Origin of the sequence: Oceaniglobus trochenteri (assembly GCF_020529025.1) — a bacterium.
GTDB lineage: Bacteria > Pseudomonadota > Alphaproteobacteria > Rhodobacterales > Rhodobacteraceae > Oceaniglobus > Oceaniglobus trochenteri.
The window spans coordinates 36,232-51,674 of record NZ_JACNMM010000002.1 but is presented as its reverse complement, the minus strand read 5'-3'; the positions used below and the strand labels follow the sequence as shown (position 1 = coordinate 51,674).

The following is a 15,443-nucleotide window of genomic DNA, read 5'->3' as shown; positions in this document are numbered from 1 at the left end:
CGGGCGGCGGTTTTTCGTTGCGTCAGCCGGTGACGGCATTGGCGCGCAGCACGTCAAGCGGCACGATGTCGGTGGCCCGCAGGTGGGTTGCCTCCAGAACGATCTGCGGCGCACAGCCTTCGTCATGGGCCTGCAGGAACCGCCCGGCGCAAAGGCACCAGCGGTCGCCGGGTTTCAGGCCGGGAAAGCCGAACTCGGGGCGCGGTGTCGAAAGATCGTTGCCAAGGTATTTCGAAAAGGCCAGGAATTCGGCCGTCATCACCGCGCAAACCGTATGGCTGCCCTGGTCGCGGGCGCAGGTGTTGCAGGCACCGTCGCGGAAGTAACCGGTCATCGGCGCGGTCGAACAGGGGGCAAGATCACCCCCCAGCACGTTCACGGGGCTGTCCTTCTCCATCTCGCTCTCCTTTCACCTGAACCGGTCGGCCAGTTTCTGCAGCGGGCTGCGGTTGTCCTCGTCCGCGGTGGGCTCGGCCTTTGGGGCCGGGGCAGGGGGGGCCTTCTTCCCGGTCGAGGGGCGCTGGGGGGCCAGCCGCAGGCCGACCGCGTTGGTGAAGGCCCCGCCGTCGCCCCGGGCCAGGTCGGCCGCGCCATCCGAAATGCCCCGCAGCATGTCGTCCAGCCAATCCTGATCGGCCTTCGCGAAATCCTTCAGCACATAGCCCGGCACGGCATCCTTGTGGCCCGGATGGCCGACGCCCATGCGCACCCGGCCATACTCGGCCCCCACATGGGCATGGATCGACCGCAGGCCGTTGTGCCCGGCATGCCCGCCCCCGGTCTTCAGCTTCAGCTTGCCGGGCGCCAGGTCGATTTCGTCGTGGAACACCACCAGGTCCGCCGCACTCAGCTTGTAGAACCGCAGCGCCTCGCCCACCGATTGGCCCGACAGGTTCATGAAGGTCTCGGGCTTGAGCAAGACCACCTTCTCGCCGCCCAGCACCCCTTCGCTTACCTTGCCCTGGAACTTGCCGCGCCAGGGGGCAAAGCCATGGTCCCCGGCGATCCGGTCAAGGGCCATGAAACCGATGTTGTGCCGGTTTCCCGCATATTTCGCGCCGGGATTGCCCAGCCCCACGAACAGTCGCATCCACTTTCCTCTCATCGCGCAGGATCGGACGGGGTCGCCGCACCGCATCCGCGCCCTGTCTCTTTCTTGCTTAAAATACTCAAAAATCCCGCAGGCACCACAGGCGGTGCGCTTGCGTCATCCGGGCTGCCACTGGCCAAAGGCGGTGATCCCCTCGCGCAGCTTGTTGAAATCCACCGCCCGCCCGCCGCAGGTGCCGTGCAGGAACTGCTCGATATCGAAAAAGCCCCCGGCCAGCGCCTCCTGCGTGCCGGCAAAACCGTGGGAATGCGACAGCCAGCAAAAGCCCGCCAGCCCCTCGGTGATCAGCGTGATGCAGGTCTCGCCCGATCCATAGACTCCGACGGGATAGGACACGCCCGCCTCGTCGAAGACGCGGTTCACCTCTTCGAAGTAGCCGATCACATCGTCGGTGTGGAAGATCGCGCCGTTGCCGACGAAATCGCCGTCCACCCCGAAATAGACCGCGCCGTTGGGGGGCTGGCCGAAGGTCTCGGCCAGCTTCAGCGCCTCGCGCGCGTCCGCCGGGCCGCGATTGCGCCAGTCGTTGAAGGTTTCGGCGCGGTTGTTGTTGTGCTGGAACACCACCACCAGCGACATGCCGTAAGAGGCGATCAGCGGCAGCTCCTCGGCGCGCAGCCGCTTGCCCGGAATGGTCTCGTCCTCGTAATCGTAGTAGCGCCCGATGGTGGTCACGCCCACCTCGCGCATGCGGTCCAGGAACTCGGGCGTCACAACCGCCGAGGTATCGACCATGTCGACACCGCTGGCCGCGCGGCAGAAATCGTCAGAGCGGCGCACCTGCGCCGGGGCGGGCAGGGCGGTGACGGCAAGGCAAAGGCCCAGGGCGAAATGTCGGATCATCGGCGCCTCCGGTGTCGCGGATCTGGCCCATCATTGCGCAACCCCGCCAGCGGGCCAAGGGAAAGGTGGGGAAATCATGGCTTGACGCAAAGGGCAGCTTCGCCGTTCCATGGGTGAAACGTCACGGCTGGGGGATACCATGCGACAGACACTTCTTGCGACATGCGCCGCGGCCATGACGGCCCTGGCGGCGCCCGCTTTCGCCGCCGACGGGCAGTTGACGGTCGAACTGAACAAGGTTGAACCGGGCGATACCGGCGGCTGCCGCGCCTTCTTCCTGTTCCGCAACCTCACCGCTACCACGCTTGACGCCTTCGAGATGTCGCTGGCCATCCTTGACGGGCAAGGTGTGATCGACCGGCTGCTGACCATCGACGCCGCGCCCCTGCCGGTGGGGCGCACCACGCTCAAGCTGTTCGAGATTCCCGAGATCGCCTGCGATGACATCTCCGAAATCCTGCTGCACGACATCCCCTCCTGCGCGGCCGCGGGCGGAGCCGAGACGGATTGCTTCGCCAATCTCGACCTGGTCAGCCGCGCGTCGGCCCGGTTGACCAAGTGACGGGATGAGGGGCGCGCTTGACCTTCTGCACGATGGCGGGCCGATCGTCTGGCTGTTGGCCGGGCTGTCGCTGTTCTCGCTGGCGCTGATCGTGGTCAAGGTCGCGGCGCTGAGGGGTGTCCTGTCGGGGGCGGCGCGGCGGGCCCGCGCGTTGGAGCTTTGGGCCGGGCGCGACCGGGCCGGCGCGCGCGCGGCGCTGGCCGAAGGCAGCGCCCCCGCCGACCGCCTGCTGGCGCAGGCCATGGCGGGCCTCGACCTCGGGACACAGCGCAAGCTGCTGAACGAAGACCTGGAGTGGCGCGGCAATGCCGAACTGGCCGAGATGTCCACCGGCCTGCGCGCGCTGGAACTGATCGCCATGGTCAGCCCGCTTCTGGGCCTGCTGGGCACTGTCCTCGGCATGATCGAGGCGTTCCGCGAACTGGCCTTGGCCGAGGGGTCGGCCAATGCCGCGCTTCTGGCCGCGGGCATCTGGCAGGCGCTGCTGACCACGGCGGCGGGCTTGATCGTCGCGATTCCCGCGGCCCTTGCGGCGGGTCTTCTGGGGGCGCGTGTCGAACGGGCCGGCCAACAGGCCGAGGCGGCAGTGGGCCGTCTTTACGCCATCGAGGACCGGCTGGAACCCTAGGGGAGGGCGGTGCATGCGGATATCCCGCCCGACAGGCCCGCGCGCCGCAATCTCGCTGGTGGCGATGATCGACGTGCTGATGATCCTTCTGGTCTTCTTCATGGTCACCTCGACCTATCTCGATCTTGACATGGTGCCCCTTGCCGGGGCCGAAGCGCCGGGCGGCGGGGCGGGCGGTGATGCGCCGGTCGAACGGGTTCTGGTGCGGCTGTCGGCCGATGGCGGCGCCTTCCTGCGCGGTCAGCCGCTCGACCCCGAGGTGCTGCGCCGGGAACTGGAACGTGAACCGGCGCTCGACATCCTCGTGCTGCCCTCTGGGCAGGCCAGCGTTCAGGCGCTGGCCGGGCTGATGGATGTGCTGGTCGGGGCCGGGGCGCAGCGGTTGCGCATCGTAAGGCTGGAGGCGCAGCCATGAAGCTCGGCCGTCCCCGGCGCCGCACGCCGCCCGAAACCATCATCGCCCTGATCGACGTGGTCTTCTTCCTGCTGATCTTCTTCATGCTGGTGGGGCGGATGGATGCCTCGGCCCCCTTCGACGTTCTGCCGCCCACGGCGCAAAGCGGCGCCGACATGCCCGGGGGCGGGGTCACGGTTTCTGTTTCGGCCGATGGCGCGCTGGCCCTTGAGGGTGGGGTGATGGCGCGGGTCGGGGTGCTGAAGCGTCTGGCGGAGCGGCTGGACGGTGCGCCAGACACCCTGGTGCGGCTGAACGCTGACCGGGGCGCGCCGCTGCGCCACGTTCTGCCCCTGGCCGCCGAGATCGAGGCTTTGGGCGCGCACGAGGTGGTGCTGGTCCTCACGCCGGGTCTGCCATGACGGCGCGCGCCGCGCTTTGGGGCGGGGGGGTGGTGGCCTCGGTCGTGCTGCACGGTGGTCTTGTCCTGATGCTGGCGGCCGCCGTCGCCCCCGATCCGCCGCCCCCGGCGGGGGCGCGCGCGGCGGCCTTCGACATCTCGAGCTATCAGGTGCCGCAGACCAAGGCGCCCGAGGCCGCACCGGATGCGCCCGCCCTTTCCGAAGGCGCGACAGGAGGACGCCGCGCCACGGGCCGCGCGGTGCCGCAATCACGCGCCGCGCCCCTGCCCATGACGGCCGAGCGCGCCGCGCCGATCAGCCCGCCAGAGGCCATCGCGCCGCGCCCGGTGGCGGGTGAGCGGTTGCCCGGTGCCGCGGGCGTGGCGGGGGGCGAAAGGTTGCCCCCGGTGACGGAACGCGCCGCTGCCGTTGCGGCAAGGGCGGCGTCAGGGCAGGCCGTGCCGTCCACACCCGCGACCGAGGCCCGGCTTGCCGAGGCGCCTGTCCGGGCTGAGGCGGCGGCGCCCGGCCGGGTGGTGGCCAACCCGGTTGCCCCCATCGCCGTGTCGGCGGCGCGCGCAGATCGGGCGGTGGCGCCGGGCGCGCCCCTGCTGGCGGCCAGTCCCATTCCGGGCGCAACCGTGCAACCCGCCCGGGCGCAGGGCGCGGCGCTGTCGGGGCGCGCGCCTTCGGGCGGGCGGCTGGTGGCAGGTATCGCCCCTGCGCCGCGCCTGACCGGCCTGTCGCCCGAGCCCGCGCCGCCCCTGACCGGCACCGCCCTGCCAGCCCGCCCGGCGGCAGAGCAGGACGCGCCGGTTGCAAGCCTGCGCGCCGAACCGGTCAAGGGCGCTTTGGCGCCCCTCGGGGCCGTGGCGCCAAAGCCTGCCGCAACTCTGGGCGCGCTTTCTGCGGACCCTGTGCAACTGGCCGGCCTTGCCGTGTCGGCGCCAAGGGGGCAGGCCGCGCCCTTGCCGGCCACCCAGACCCGCCCGACCCGCCCCGCCGAAGCCCGGGTGCAGCCCGCTGCCGTGACCCCCACGACCCAGTCCGCCAAGGCCCCCGACGCCCCCGCCCTGGGCGATGTTTCGGCGCGCGGCGAGGCGCTGACGGGCGGACCCGGCGCCGCTGAACCGCTGGGCCTGACGGTGCCCGAGGCACCAAGGGCCGCCCCCGTCGCCCCGCAAAGCGCGCGCCAGACGGCGGCCCTTGCCTGGAGCGGCGCGGGCGCGGCGGCCCTTGACGATCTTTCGCTGGCCGCGATTCAGGCCTTCAGCCGCGCCGACGACCCCTCGGGCGATGGCCCCCGGGTGCGCGATGCCATCGGCGCAATGCTGGCCAAGGTGCCCTGCGCGCGGCTTCAGACCGTCTTTGACCCCGAAACGGGGCAGTTGGAACTGCGCGGCCATATCCCCGAGGAAGGGTTGCGCGCCCCGGTTCTGGCGGCGCTGTCGGCACGGGTGGGCGGGGCAATTCCGCTTGTGGATACCGTGCAGGTCCTGCCGCGCCCGCAATGCGGCACCCTCGCGGGGATCGAGGCGGTGGGGCTGGCGCAGTCGGACGATCAGCTGGGCGATCCGCGCGTTCTGGGTGAACAGCCCTTCACCCGGATCGCGCGCTTCGTCGAAGGGCAGTTCCTGGGCTTTCCCATCGAGGTGCCGGACTATCCCGCGTTTCTCTATGCCGATTTCTATGATGCGGCGGGGCGGGTTCTGCACCTGCGCCCCGCGGAGATTGCCCTGCATGACAGGATCGCGCCGGGCGAAAGCATCATGATCGACAGGGCGCCCGATGGCCGGCCCATCACCGTGACAGCACCTTTCGGCAAGGAAATACTGGTGGCCTTTGCCGCGTCCTCGCCCCTGCCACTGGCCGAACGGCCGGTCTACGAACCCGCCGCGCCCTATCTGGACGCACTGGCCGATGCCGTGGCGCAGGCGCGCGCCGCCGATGCGGCGTTTCGGGGCGAATGGTTCTATGTGCTGGTGGAAACCCGCGCCGGTCCGTGAGCTATCGGCATTCGTTCTCGGCCCAAAGGCGCAGGTTGGCCTTCAACCCGCCGCCATAGGGATGCGTCTTTGTCAGCGCCCGTTCGGCATTGGCCTTGAGATAGGTCTGCGCCTGATCGCAAAGGTTGTCGCGGTGCCATTCGTGGCAGTTGGAGCAGGTCTTTTCCTTCCAGAATTCCTCGGGCAGGCCCTCGACCGGGGGAAACAGCGGTGAACCGGCAATCAGTTGTTCCAGCGTCTTGCCGACCACGCCTTCGCCGCCGATGGTCAGCGGCGTATCGAAGGTGACGGGTGCCGCTGCGGGTTCGGGCGCCGGTTCTTCGGCGGGGGCGGTCGGCTGTTCCGGCGCGGGCGCGGCGGCGGCGGCCTTTTCCATAAGGATCGAGATCTCGAAGGCCGCCAGTTCGGCATAGGTGCCTTCGGGGTAGGCATCGAGATAGGCCTGATAATCCTCAAGCGTGCCGGTGCTGCGGGCGCGTTCGATCATGTCGCGTTCGCTGGCCTCGGGCAGGGCGGCCGGTTTCTCGGGCACCGGCGTGGCGCGCGATGCCTCGGGCAGGGCGGCGACCTCTTCCTCGGGCTGGGGGGCGGGCGCGGTTTCGGCGGCGATCAGGCGGTTCAGCAGCGCGCGCGCCTCTTCCGCCCTTGCGCTTTCGGGGTGGGCGCGCAGGAAGAGCAGGATCTGCACCGGATCGCCGGTGTTCTTGACCGAATTCCACAGCGCCTCGGCGGCCTGTTCCTGGGGGTCGACGGGCAGGGCCGGGGTGAACTGGAAATCACCGGTCAGCGACGAGGTATCCCAAGGCACCTGACGCCCGTTGGTGGCGCGCAGCACGTCGATGCGCACGGATTTGAACAATTGTTCGATGGCCAGGCCGGGTTCTTCCAGGTGGCGGGCCAGGGCGGCGGTGAAGGGGCTGTTCCCCTCCAGCCCGTCCAGCGCGACGGCCCCCGGCGCGGTGGAGTAGGACAGGAAAGTGCCGGTGGGCGCCTTCATCTCGGCCAGGCCGTTGTCGTTCAGCGATGCGATTTCCTCGAACGGATTGTCGCGGCAGGCGTCGAGAATAACGATGTTGGTGCGGTTGCGCGCGCTGGCCATCTGGCGCAGCACCGCCTGCGCCTGAATGCCCACAAGGGGCAGGTCGGCGGCATCGGTCAGGGCCACGTCGGTGGGCAGAAGATAGTTGTTGCCGAAGGACTGCACGCCATGCCCGGCGTAATAGAACAACCCGGTCGTGTCTTCGCCCGCACCGCGCAATTCGCGCCCGAACTGGGCAATGGCGCGGTTCAGCGTCACCTGGTCGGCATCGGTCAGCAGTGTCACCTTGAACCCGGCCCGTTCCAGCGATTGCGCTATCAGGCGGGAATCGGCGGTGGGGTTGTCCAGCGAGGGCACCGCGCCATAGGCCCCGTTGCCCACCACCAGCGCGATGCGCGCCTGTGCATGGGCGCTCAGGGTGGCGGCAAGGGCCAGGACGGCGCCAAGGGCCAGGGTGCGGAGGTGGTTCAACATGTCATCCATTCAATACGGTAAATTCGATCCGCCGGTTCCTGCGCTGGTTCTCGGCGGTGTCGTTGTCGACGATGGGGCGCGCCTCGCCATAGCCGGTGCTGGTGATCTGGGCGCGGTCGACACCCTTGCTGATCAGGTAATCGGTGACCGATGCGGCGCGCCGTTCGGAGAGGCGCTGATTGCTGGCCGCGCCCCCGAGGCTGTCGGTGTGACCACCCACCTCGATCTTCAGGCCGGGGCAGCGGCGCACGATGTCGACGATGCTGTCGAGCAGGAAGAAGCTGGTCTGTTCCAGCGTGGCCGAGCCCGAGCGGAAATTGATGTTGTCGGTCCGCGACAGAATCTCGAACCGGCCCTTGCAGGCGGCCAGATCGAAGTTGCCGGCGGTTTCCACGGCAGCACTGGCCGGGGGCGTTTCGGGCTGAGCGGCGGCAACCGTGGCGGGGGCAGGGGCATCGGGGGCGGCGCGCCCAAAGATCATGTCGAAACTGACGGTGGCCGAGGGCACGATTTCGACATTCGCCGCCTCTTCCAGCTTGCGGATGCCGTTATCAAGATCGTGATCGGCGGTGGCGACCGAAATCGGCGTGCTCGAGGCGACGGCGACCAGCGTGTCGCTGATCAGGGTGACGGCAACCTCGGCCTCGCCCTCGGTCTTCACGCCGTGCAGATCCAGCGTATAGGGCAGCATGATGATCTTGCGCCGCACCTCGTTCAGGTCGGCCAGATCGGCGGGGTCGATCCTTGCGGTGATCACCGCCTCGGGGAACTGGAAGGTTTCGAAGAACAGGAACCGCATCCGCACGTTGCGCAGATCGACCTTGGTATCCACCGAATCCAGCTTGATCGTCACTTTCGCCGTGCCGTCCTCGGAAATGGTGCCGTCGAAGCTGGCGAAACTGCTGGTCTCGACCTTGGTGGCGTTCTTCACCGATTGGAACCGCAGGGCGGAACTGTCTGATTTCAGGGTCCAACCGCCGGAAAAGGGGTTGTCCTGGGCAAGGGCGGCAGTTGCGCAGAGACCTGCCAATCCGCCTGCAAGGGTAAGGGTGCGAAAACCGGTTCTGAAAATTGTCAAATGACCCATGGCGTCGAGATTCCTTTCGACTGACCTGAAATATCAGCGCTACCTTATCAAATTTCGAACCGCTTTAACATACCGGGATACCCGACCCCGAAGGTCAGCTTGAACGCAGAAGAACGGTCGAGCTTCCCACCACCTCGGCAACCTGGCTGAAGGCCACCTTGCGCCGTTGCGAGCGTTCCGAGGCACGCAGCAACAGGGTTTCCGCCTCGGCCAGGATGGCGTTCGCCTCGGCCGTGGCCGTTTCCAGGCTTTCGGTCGCCACCGGCACGATGGGGCGCGAGCTTCGGCGCGGATTGACGGGCCTGTCCTCGCGCAGACGGGCCGGCGGCGCGGTTTTCGACGCGTTGCGCTTGGCCACGCGGTTCAGCTTGGTGGCCGTCTGTTCGACGATCTGGCGCACCTCGGCATATTCGGGCGTTTGCGGCATGGCGGCGGCATATTGCGCCAGTTGGTCGGCCAGACAGTCGATGCGATAGCCGTCCTTGGGCAGACGCGCACAGATATAGCGCGCCTCACTGAAGGATTGGGTGGCCGCCGCCATCTGCTCCTCCAGTTCCGGGGCGCTGCCCGTTCCGGGAAGACCGGGCTTTGCGCCCGGCGGCACGAAGACCGGCCCACCAAATGAGGGGGGCGTGAAGATCGGGCCTTCGGGCGTGACGGATTCCTCACCGCCGGTGGCGGTGGATGACAGGCCCAGCGAAAGAAAAAGCACCAGTCCTGTCGAGGCGAAAGAAATCGGTTTCATCGGAATGTCCTTAGAAGAGGTCGGCCACGAAATAGGAAACGGAAATGCCCAGTCGTCGGCTGTTTTCCTGGTCGAAGGCATCGTAAAGCGTTGTGGCCACCTCGAGGTTCGGTGCCTGGTCGAACCGGAACGAAGCCCCGACATTCACGTATTCCCCGCTCCAGGCAGCCGAAACCCCGAGGTTTGGCGTGAGCCCGATTCCGACACCGCCGAAGATGCCCGGATCGCTTTCATTGTTGCGGATGTTGGTGCCCGCGCCGAGGGTGAACATCAGCGGAAAGTAATCGCCCCCCTCCGAGAATTGCGCATGGCGGAAGGATGTCAGGGTGATCTTGCCGCCGGTGTCGCGCCCCGAGGCATCGCCGAAACCGCCACCGTCGACCGAAAGGCCCAGGTAGGTCGGGGTGCTGCCGCCGACGATCTGGCGCGAGGCCTTGATCTCGAAATAGCCGGAATCGGCAAAGGAATCGGTAAGCGAGGTGATCTGGCCGGTGAACTGCAAGCCGATGCCGGTCTGCGCATTGCCGAGCCCGAAGCCCAGCGCAAGCGAACCGTCGATGTCATCGCCCGGTCCGACGCGGTCCGTCGTTCCCGAGAGCGACGCAAAGGCCAGCCCGCTGGGTGCCACGGTGGCCGACTGGATGCCCAGAAGGGTCACGTTCTTGGGGCGGGCGCCGTCCTGCTGCGCCTGGGCCGCGCCGCCGATGGCAAGCGTTGCAGCAAGCGTGGCGAAAGCGCGCGTTGCGCAGCCATGAAGTTTCATCGGGGTCCCTCGTGAGTTTTGCCCCGACAGTGTAGGTGGGATTCCCTTGGGTCAACGTGAAATGCGACATTGCCCCGAAATTGCGCAAATCCTGTTGTGCGGATGGAACGCTTGGCGCCCTGCACGACAAACAGTTGATTTGCGAATTTCCCTGACCTAACGTCAATTTACGGCCTTCGGCGCGTGATTTCGCGCCGTGCCTGAAGGTGTTCAAGGGTGAAGCGGTCGTCCCGGGGTGGGATTTCACGGCCCGGGGAAAGAAATTTTCCGCGGTTTCCGTCGGCTGCCCCTTCGGCAGGGCGGCCCGCCACCAGGGGAGTATTCCATGCCAATTGCCGCTATCCACCGATCCGACGACGCGCCCAGCGGCGAAAATCTGGAGTACGAGAAGGTTTTTACCGACCTGCTGCTGGCGGCCCAGCCGGAAGAGGAGCGCCAGGCCGGAAACGAGATCATCGCCGCCCAGGAGCCCGACGCCAAGGCCATCGTCGAAAAGGCCGAGGCGGTGCTGGACCTCTCGAACGATCTGCGCGCCGCCATCCTCTATGGCTATGCGCAACTGCGGCTGGTGGGGCTGCCGGGCCTGGCCGAGACGACGGGTTTCCTGCGTACCGCGCTGGAAGAGTTCTGGGACAGTTGCCATCCCCAGCTTGACGCCGAGGATGACGATGATCCGACCATGCGGGTCAATTCCATGCTGGGGCTGGTCGATACCGCGACGACCCTGCGCGCCCTGCGCCACGCGCCCCTCACGCTCAGCCCGGCCTTCGGGCGCATGTCGCTGCGCGATATCGCCATCGCCGATGGCGAGGTTTCACCGCCCGCCGACATGGAAAACCCGCCCTCGGCGCAGACGGTTTCGGCCGCCTTCCAGGATACCGACGACGCGGTGCTGAAGGCCAACCTTGACGCCGCGCAGGCCGCTCTGGCCGATGTCGAGGCGATCAATGCGGTCTTTGATGAACGGTTGCCGGGGCAGGGGCCCAACCTGAGGCCCATGCAGGTGATGCTGAAAAAGGCCGTGTCGATCCTGGCGCCGGTGGTGGGCGCCCCCGAAGAGCCGAGCGAAGCGGGCGATGAGGGCCCCGCCACGCCCGCCGAAAGCCAGGCCGACGCGCCCAGGCCCGCCGCGCCGCCGCCCGGCACCATTTCCTCGCCCGCCGATGTCGAAAAGGCGCTGGGCCGCATCATCGATTATTACGCAAAGCACGAACCCTCCAGCCCGCTGCCGATCCTGCTGGAACGGGCGCGCCGCCTGGTGGGGGCCGATTTCCTGACCATCATCCAGGATCTTGCGCCGCTCGGGCTTGAGAATGTCCAGCTGATCGGAGGTATGGAAAACCCGGAGTGACACAACGTCAACTTCGCAACTAGGCTACGACCAACAAGACCAACAAAACGACTTTCAGGGAGACAGAGATGTCCAGTTCGCAAAAGTTCATTGCCCGCAACCGCGCCCCGAGGGTGCAGATCGAATACGATGTCGAACTCTACGGCGCCGAGAAGAAGGTGCAGCTTCCCTTCGTCATGGGCGTCATGTCCGACCTGGCCGGCAAGTCCGAAGTGCCCCAGCCCGGCATCGCCGACCGCAAGTTCCTCGAGATCGACGTCGACAATTTCGACAGCCGGATGAAGGCGATGAAGCCGCGCGCCGCCTTTTCGGTGCCCAACACCCTGACCGGTGAAGGGAACCTTTCGGTCGACCTGACCTTCGAAAGCATGGACGATTTTTCGCCCGCGGCCATCGCCCAGAAGGTCGAACCCCTGCGCAAGCTGCTTGAGGCGCGCCAGGAGCTGTCCAACCTCATGAGCTACATGGACGGCAAGCCCGACGCCGAAGAGCTGATCGCCGAAACCATGAACAACCCCGAACTGCTGAAATCGCTTGCGGCCGCCCCGGCGCCCGAAGGCGACGACAAGCCCGCAGAATAAGGAGGCGCGACGATGGCCGAAGAAGCAACCCAAGCCGAAGCCGCCGCAGGCGCGACCGAAACCGCCGAGGGCGATTTCGCCTCACTTCTGCAGAAAAGTTTCAAGCCCCGCAGCGACAATGCCAAATCCGCCGTGGAAAAGGCGGTACAGACCCTGGCCGGTCAGGCGCTTGAAAACGCCAGCCTGATTTCCGACGACGTGCTGCATTCGCTGCAATCCATGATCGCCGAAATCGACAAGAAGCTGAGCGCGCAGGTGAACGAGATCATTCACCACGCCGAATACCAGCAGTTGGAAAGCGCCTGGCGCGGTCTACACCACCTGGTGAACAACACCGAAACCGACGAGATGCTGAAGATCCGGGTGATGAACATCAGCAAGAAGGATCTGCACAAGACCCTTCGCAAGTTCAAGGGCGCCGCCTGGGACCAGTCACCGATCTTCAAGAAGCTCTACGAGGAAGAATTCGGCCAGTTCGGCGGTGAGCCCTATGGCTGCCTAGTGGGCGATTACCACTTCGATCACTCGGCCCCCGACGTCGAGCTTCTGGGCGAAATGGCCAAGGTGGCCGCCGCCTGTCACGCCCCCTTCATCACCGGCGCCGATCCGTCGCTGATGAACTTCGAAAGCTGGCAGGAACTGGCCAACCCGCGCGATCTGGCCAAGATTCAGAGCACGCCGGAATACGCCGCCTGGAAATCCCTGCGCGACAGCGAGGATTCCAAGTATCTGGGCCTGACCATGCCGCGTTTCCTGGGCCGCACCCCTTACGGTGCAAAAACCAACCCGGTCGAGGAATTCGCCTTCGAGGAAGACACCGGCAACGCCGAATCCGACAAGTTTTCCTGGGTCAATGCCGCCTATGGCATGGCCACCAACATCAACCGCAGCTTCAAGGAATACGGCTGGTGTTCGCGCATCCGCGGCGTTGAATCGGGCGGGACGGTGGCCAATCTGCCCACCCATACCTTCCCCACCGACGATGGCGGGGTCGACATGAAATGCCCCACCGAAATCGGTATCTCCGACCGGCGCGAGGCGGAACTGGCCAACCTGGGCCTGATGCCGCTGATCCACCGCAAGAACACCGACATGGCCGCCTTCATCGGCGCCCAGTCGCTGCACAAGCCGGCCGAATACGACGACCCCGACGCGACATCCAACGCCAACCTTGCGGCGCGTCTGCCCTATCTCTTCGCCACCTGCCGTTTCGCGCATTTCCTGAAATGCATGGTGCGCGACAAGGTGGGGTCATTCAAATCCCGCGCCGAGATGGAAAAATGGCTGAACTCCTGGATCCTCAATTACGTGGACAGTCAGTCGGAAACCTCGTCCGAGGGCACCAAGGCGCGCCGTCCCCTGTCGGCCGCCGAGGTCGTGGTGGAAGAGGTCGAGGGCAACCCCGGCTACTACACCTCGAAGTTCTTCCTGCGGCCCCATTACCAGCTTGAAGGGCTCAGCGTTTCGTTGCGCCTGGTTTCGAAGCTGCCGTCGGAAAAAGGCTGATTTCGATCCCGGGCGCCCCGCGCGGGCGTCCGGGAATTTTAACCCAGTCGGCCCCCAGGGCCGCATTTCAAAGAAGGAGAGTTCGACATGGCCGTCGACATGTTTTTGAAGATTGAAGGCCCCGTCATTGCCGGTGAATCCCAGGACAAGACCCACGCCAAGGAGCTTGATATCCTGGCCTGGTCCTGGGGTATCTCCAACAGCGGCACCACCCACATGGGCGGCGGTTCGGGCGCGGGAAAGGCCAACTTCCAGGACCTGAGCGTCACCACCTACTATGAGAAATCCACCCATGAGCTGATCAAGTCCTCGACCAAGGGCACCCACCACGAAACGATCACCATGACTTGCCGCAAGGCCGGTGACTCGCCGCTGGAATACATCATCTACAAGCTGTCCGATTGCATCATCACCTCGGTCAGCACCGGTGGTTCGGGCGGCGAGGATCGCCTGACGGTGAACTTCTCGATCAACTTCGGGGCCTTCGACATCCTGTACAAGGAACAGGACAAGAAGGGTGGCGAGGCAAGCCAGGTGCCGTTCAAGTTCGACATTGCCGCCAACGAAGTGCTGTAGGCACCCACCGCGCGACAACGCGGGTTCGCCGGGGTTGCCCGGCGAACCCCACCCCCCTTACGCCCGGAGATCACCCCCGTGAACAGCGATGCAACCGATCTGTTGAAACAGGGCGACCTGTCCGGCGCCCTGACTGCCCTGCAAGCGCAGGTGCGCGCCGATCCGGCCGATGCGAAACTGCGGATCTTCCTGTTTCAGCTGCTTTGCGTGCTGGGCGACTGGAAACGCGCCATCACCCAGCTGAAGCTCTGCGCCGAGCTTGACCCGATGGCGCTGCCCATGGCCCAGACCTATCGCGAGGCCATCATCTGCGAGGTGTTCCGCGAAAAGGTGTTCTCGGGCGAAAAGGAACCGCTGGTCTTCGGTGAACCGGCGGAATGGATCGCGCTTCTGGGCCAGGCCCTGAAGGCGCTGGCGGCGGGGCAGGCTGCCCGTGCCGCCGATCTGCGCGCGGCCGCCTTCGACATGGCGCCCGCCGGCGCCGGAACGCTGAACGATGCGCCCTTCGAATGGGTGGCGGATGCCGACATGCGGCTTGGTCCGGTTCTGGAAATCATCGTCAACGGGCGGTATTTCTGGCTGCCCTTCACCTCGATCGCCAGCCTGACCGTGGAAGAACCCACCGACCTGCGCGATTGCGTCTGGAGTGCGGCCCATCTGACCCTGCACAATGGCGGCGACACGGTGGCGCTGATCCCCACGCGCTATGCCGGAACGGCCGAAACCGGCGACGATTCCGCAAAGCTCTCCCGCGCGACCCATTGGGCCGATGCGGGCGGCGAGACCTGGATCGGAACCGGCCAGCGGCTTCTGACAACCGACACCGGCGACACGGCCCTGCTGGACCTGCGCAACCTGACGATGGACGCGGCCCGTGGCGGATAGAAACCTCTCCGAACGGCTTCAGCCCTCCCTGCTGGACCGGCTGACCGACCTGGCGCCCGACAAGGCGACCGAAACCCGCGATGCCCGGGTGATCGACATCAACCGTCTGCGCGACATCGTGCGCCGCGACCTGGCCTGGCTGCTGAACGCCAACAACCTCGACAGCGAGATCGACGCCACCCGTTATCCCAACGCATCGCATTCCGTGCTGAACTATGGCCTGCGCGAGGTGTCGGGCGAATTTTCCACCGGCCAGCGGGTGATCGAGATCCGCAAGTCGATGCAGGCCGCCATCCGCCGGTTCGAACCGCGCATAAACGAAGGCACGCTGGATATCGTGCTGCGAAAGGACGACGATCAGGGCAAGGCGATCGTGGTTTTCGACATCGTGGCCGACATGTGGGCCGAACCCATACCGCTGGAACTCTACCTGCGTTCGCAGATCGACCTGACGACCGGCGAAGTCGACCTGGAAGAGAAGAGGTAGCCGG

18 protein-coding genes are annotated in these 15,443 nt (G+C 66.3%); 11 read left to right on the top strand and 7 right to left on the bottom strand.

Going from position 1 to position 15,443, the window contains the following annotated elements:
• Positions 1-22: 22 nt before the first annotated feature.
• From H7828_RS00405 to H7828_RS00395, 3 genes are all read right to left on the bottom strand, one after another.
• The gene (locus H7828_RS00405) at positions 23-397 is read right to left on the bottom strand and encodes a DUF2237 family protein (RefSeq protein ID WP_226778961.1); all 375 of its coding nucleotides are present in this window, start codon (positions 395-397) and stop codon (positions 23-25) included.
• A gap of 12 nt (positions 398-409) precedes the next feature.
• Positions 410-1,090, bottom strand: a complete 681-nt coding sequence (gene pth / locus H7828_RS00400) for an aminoacyl-tRNA hydrolase (protein ID WP_226778960.1) — start codon at positions 1,088-1,090, stop codon at positions 410-412.
• A 117-nt stretch (positions 1,091-1,207) separates the two neighbouring features.
• Positions 1,208-1,954 (bottom strand): glycoside hydrolase domain-containing protein, encoded by a 747-nt coding sequence (locus tag H7828_RS00395; protein ID WP_226778959.1) that lies wholly within the window; start codon positions 1,952-1,954, stop codon positions 1,208-1,210.
• Between the two features lie 139 nt (positions 1,955-2,093).
• Here H7828_RS00395 and H7828_RS00390 point away from each other — a divergent pair, with 139 nt between their 5' ends.
• From H7828_RS00390 to H7828_RS00370, 5 genes are read left to right on the top strand one after another with little or no spacing between them, the layout of a single operon-like run.
• Positions 2,094-2,516, top strand: coding sequence for a hypothetical protein (locus H7828_RS00390; protein ID WP_226778958.1), 423 nt, complete (start codon positions 2,094-2,096; stop codon positions 2,514-2,516).
• A gap of 4 nt (positions 2,517-2,520) precedes the next feature.
• On the top strand, positions 2,521-3,144 hold the full coding sequence (locus tag H7828_RS00385) for a MotA/TolQ/ExbB proton channel family protein (protein ID WP_226778957.1): 624 nt from the start codon (positions 2,521-2,523) through the stop codon (positions 3,142-3,144).
• 13 nt (positions 3,145-3,157) lie between these two features.
• Positions 3,158-3,559, top strand: a complete 402-nt coding sequence (locus tag H7828_RS00380) for an ExbD/TolR family protein (protein WP_226778956.1) — start codon at positions 3,158-3,160, stop codon at positions 3,557-3,559.
• Positions 3,556-3,960, top strand: a complete 405-nt coding sequence (locus H7828_RS00375) for an ExbD/TolR family protein (RefSeq protein ID WP_226778955.1) — start codon at positions 3,556-3,558, stop codon at positions 3,958-3,960. The genes H7828_RS00380 and H7828_RS00375 overlap by 4 nt, the downstream gene beginning before the upstream one ends.
• Positions 3,957-5,945: a hypothetical protein gene (locus H7828_RS00370; protein WP_226778954.1), complete on the top strand. Its 1,989-nt coding sequence runs from the start codon at positions 3,957-3,959 to the stop codon at positions 5,943-5,945. The genes H7828_RS00375 and H7828_RS00370 overlap by 4 nt, the downstream gene beginning before the upstream one ends.
• Before the next feature lies 1 nt (position 5,946).
• Here the strand turns inward: H7828_RS00370 and H7828_RS00365 are convergent, their stop codons facing one another.
• The 4 genes from H7828_RS00365 to H7828_RS00350 all read right to left on the bottom strand — a co-directional run bounded on the left by H7828_RS00365 (position 5,947) and on the right by H7828_RS00350 (position 10,053).
• Positions 5,947-7,458, bottom strand: coding sequence for a caspase family protein (locus tag H7828_RS00365; RefSeq protein WP_226778953.1), 1,512 nt, complete (start codon positions 7,456-7,458; stop codon positions 5,947-5,949).
• A gap of 1 nt (position 7,459) precedes the next feature.
• Positions 7,460-8,545, bottom strand: coding sequence for an OmpA family protein (locus H7828_RS00360; protein ID WP_226778952.1), 1,086 nt, complete (start codon positions 8,543-8,545; stop codon positions 7,460-7,462).
• A gap of 94 nt (positions 8,546-8,639) precedes the next feature.
• Complete coding sequence (locus tag H7828_RS00355; protein WP_226778951.1) at positions 8,640-9,290, bottom strand: hypothetical protein; 651 nt, start codon at positions 9,288-9,290, stop codon at positions 8,640-8,642.
• Between the two features lie 10 nt (positions 9,291-9,300).
• A complete protein-coding gene (locus H7828_RS00350; protein ID WP_226778950.1) occupies positions 9,301-10,053 on the bottom strand; it encodes a hypothetical protein in 753 nt (250 codons plus the stop codon).
• Positions 10,054-10,378: 325 nt separating this feature from the next.
• On the opposite strand from H7828_RS00350, the gene tssA reads away from it, so the two are divergent.
• The 6 genes from tssA (at position 10,379) to tssE (ending at position 15,439) form a co-directional block, all read left to right on the top strand.
• Positions 10,379-11,404, top strand: coding sequence for a type VI secretion system protein TssA (tssA, locus tag H7828_RS00345; protein ID WP_226778949.1), 1,026 nt, complete (start codon positions 10,379-10,381; stop codon positions 11,402-11,404).
• A 68-nt stretch (positions 11,405-11,472) separates the two neighbouring features.
• The gene (gene tssB / locus H7828_RS00340; RefSeq protein ID WP_226778948.1) at positions 11,473-11,985 is read left to right on the top strand and encodes a type VI secretion system contractile sheath small subunit; all 513 of its coding nucleotides are present in this window, start codon (positions 11,473-11,475) and stop codon (positions 11,983-11,985) included.
• Positions 11,986-11,997: 12 nt separating this feature from the next.
• Entirely contained in the window at positions 11,998-13,491 is a 1,494-nt protein-coding gene (gene tssC, locus H7828_RS00335) for a type VI secretion system contractile sheath large subunit (RefSeq protein WP_226778947.1), read from the top strand.
• A gap of 87 nt (positions 13,492-13,578) precedes the next feature.
• Positions 13,579-14,067 (top strand): Hcp family type VI secretion system effector, encoded by a 489-nt coding sequence (locus H7828_RS00330; protein ID WP_226778946.1) that lies wholly within the window; start codon positions 13,579-13,581, stop codon positions 14,065-14,067.
• A 78-nt stretch (positions 14,068-14,145) separates the two neighbouring features.
• Positions 14,146-14,952, top strand: coding sequence for a type VI secretion system accessory protein TagJ (locus H7828_RS00325; RefSeq protein WP_226778945.1), 807 nt, complete (start codon positions 14,146-14,148; stop codon positions 14,950-14,952).
• Complete coding sequence (gene tssE, locus H7828_RS00320) at positions 14,942-15,439, top strand: type VI secretion system baseplate subunit TssE (RefSeq protein WP_226778944.1); 498 nt, start codon at positions 14,942-14,944, stop codon at positions 15,437-15,439. Before H7828_RS00325 ends, tssE begins: the two co-directional genes overlap by 11 nt.
• Positions 15,440-15,443 lie beyond the last annotated feature (4 nt).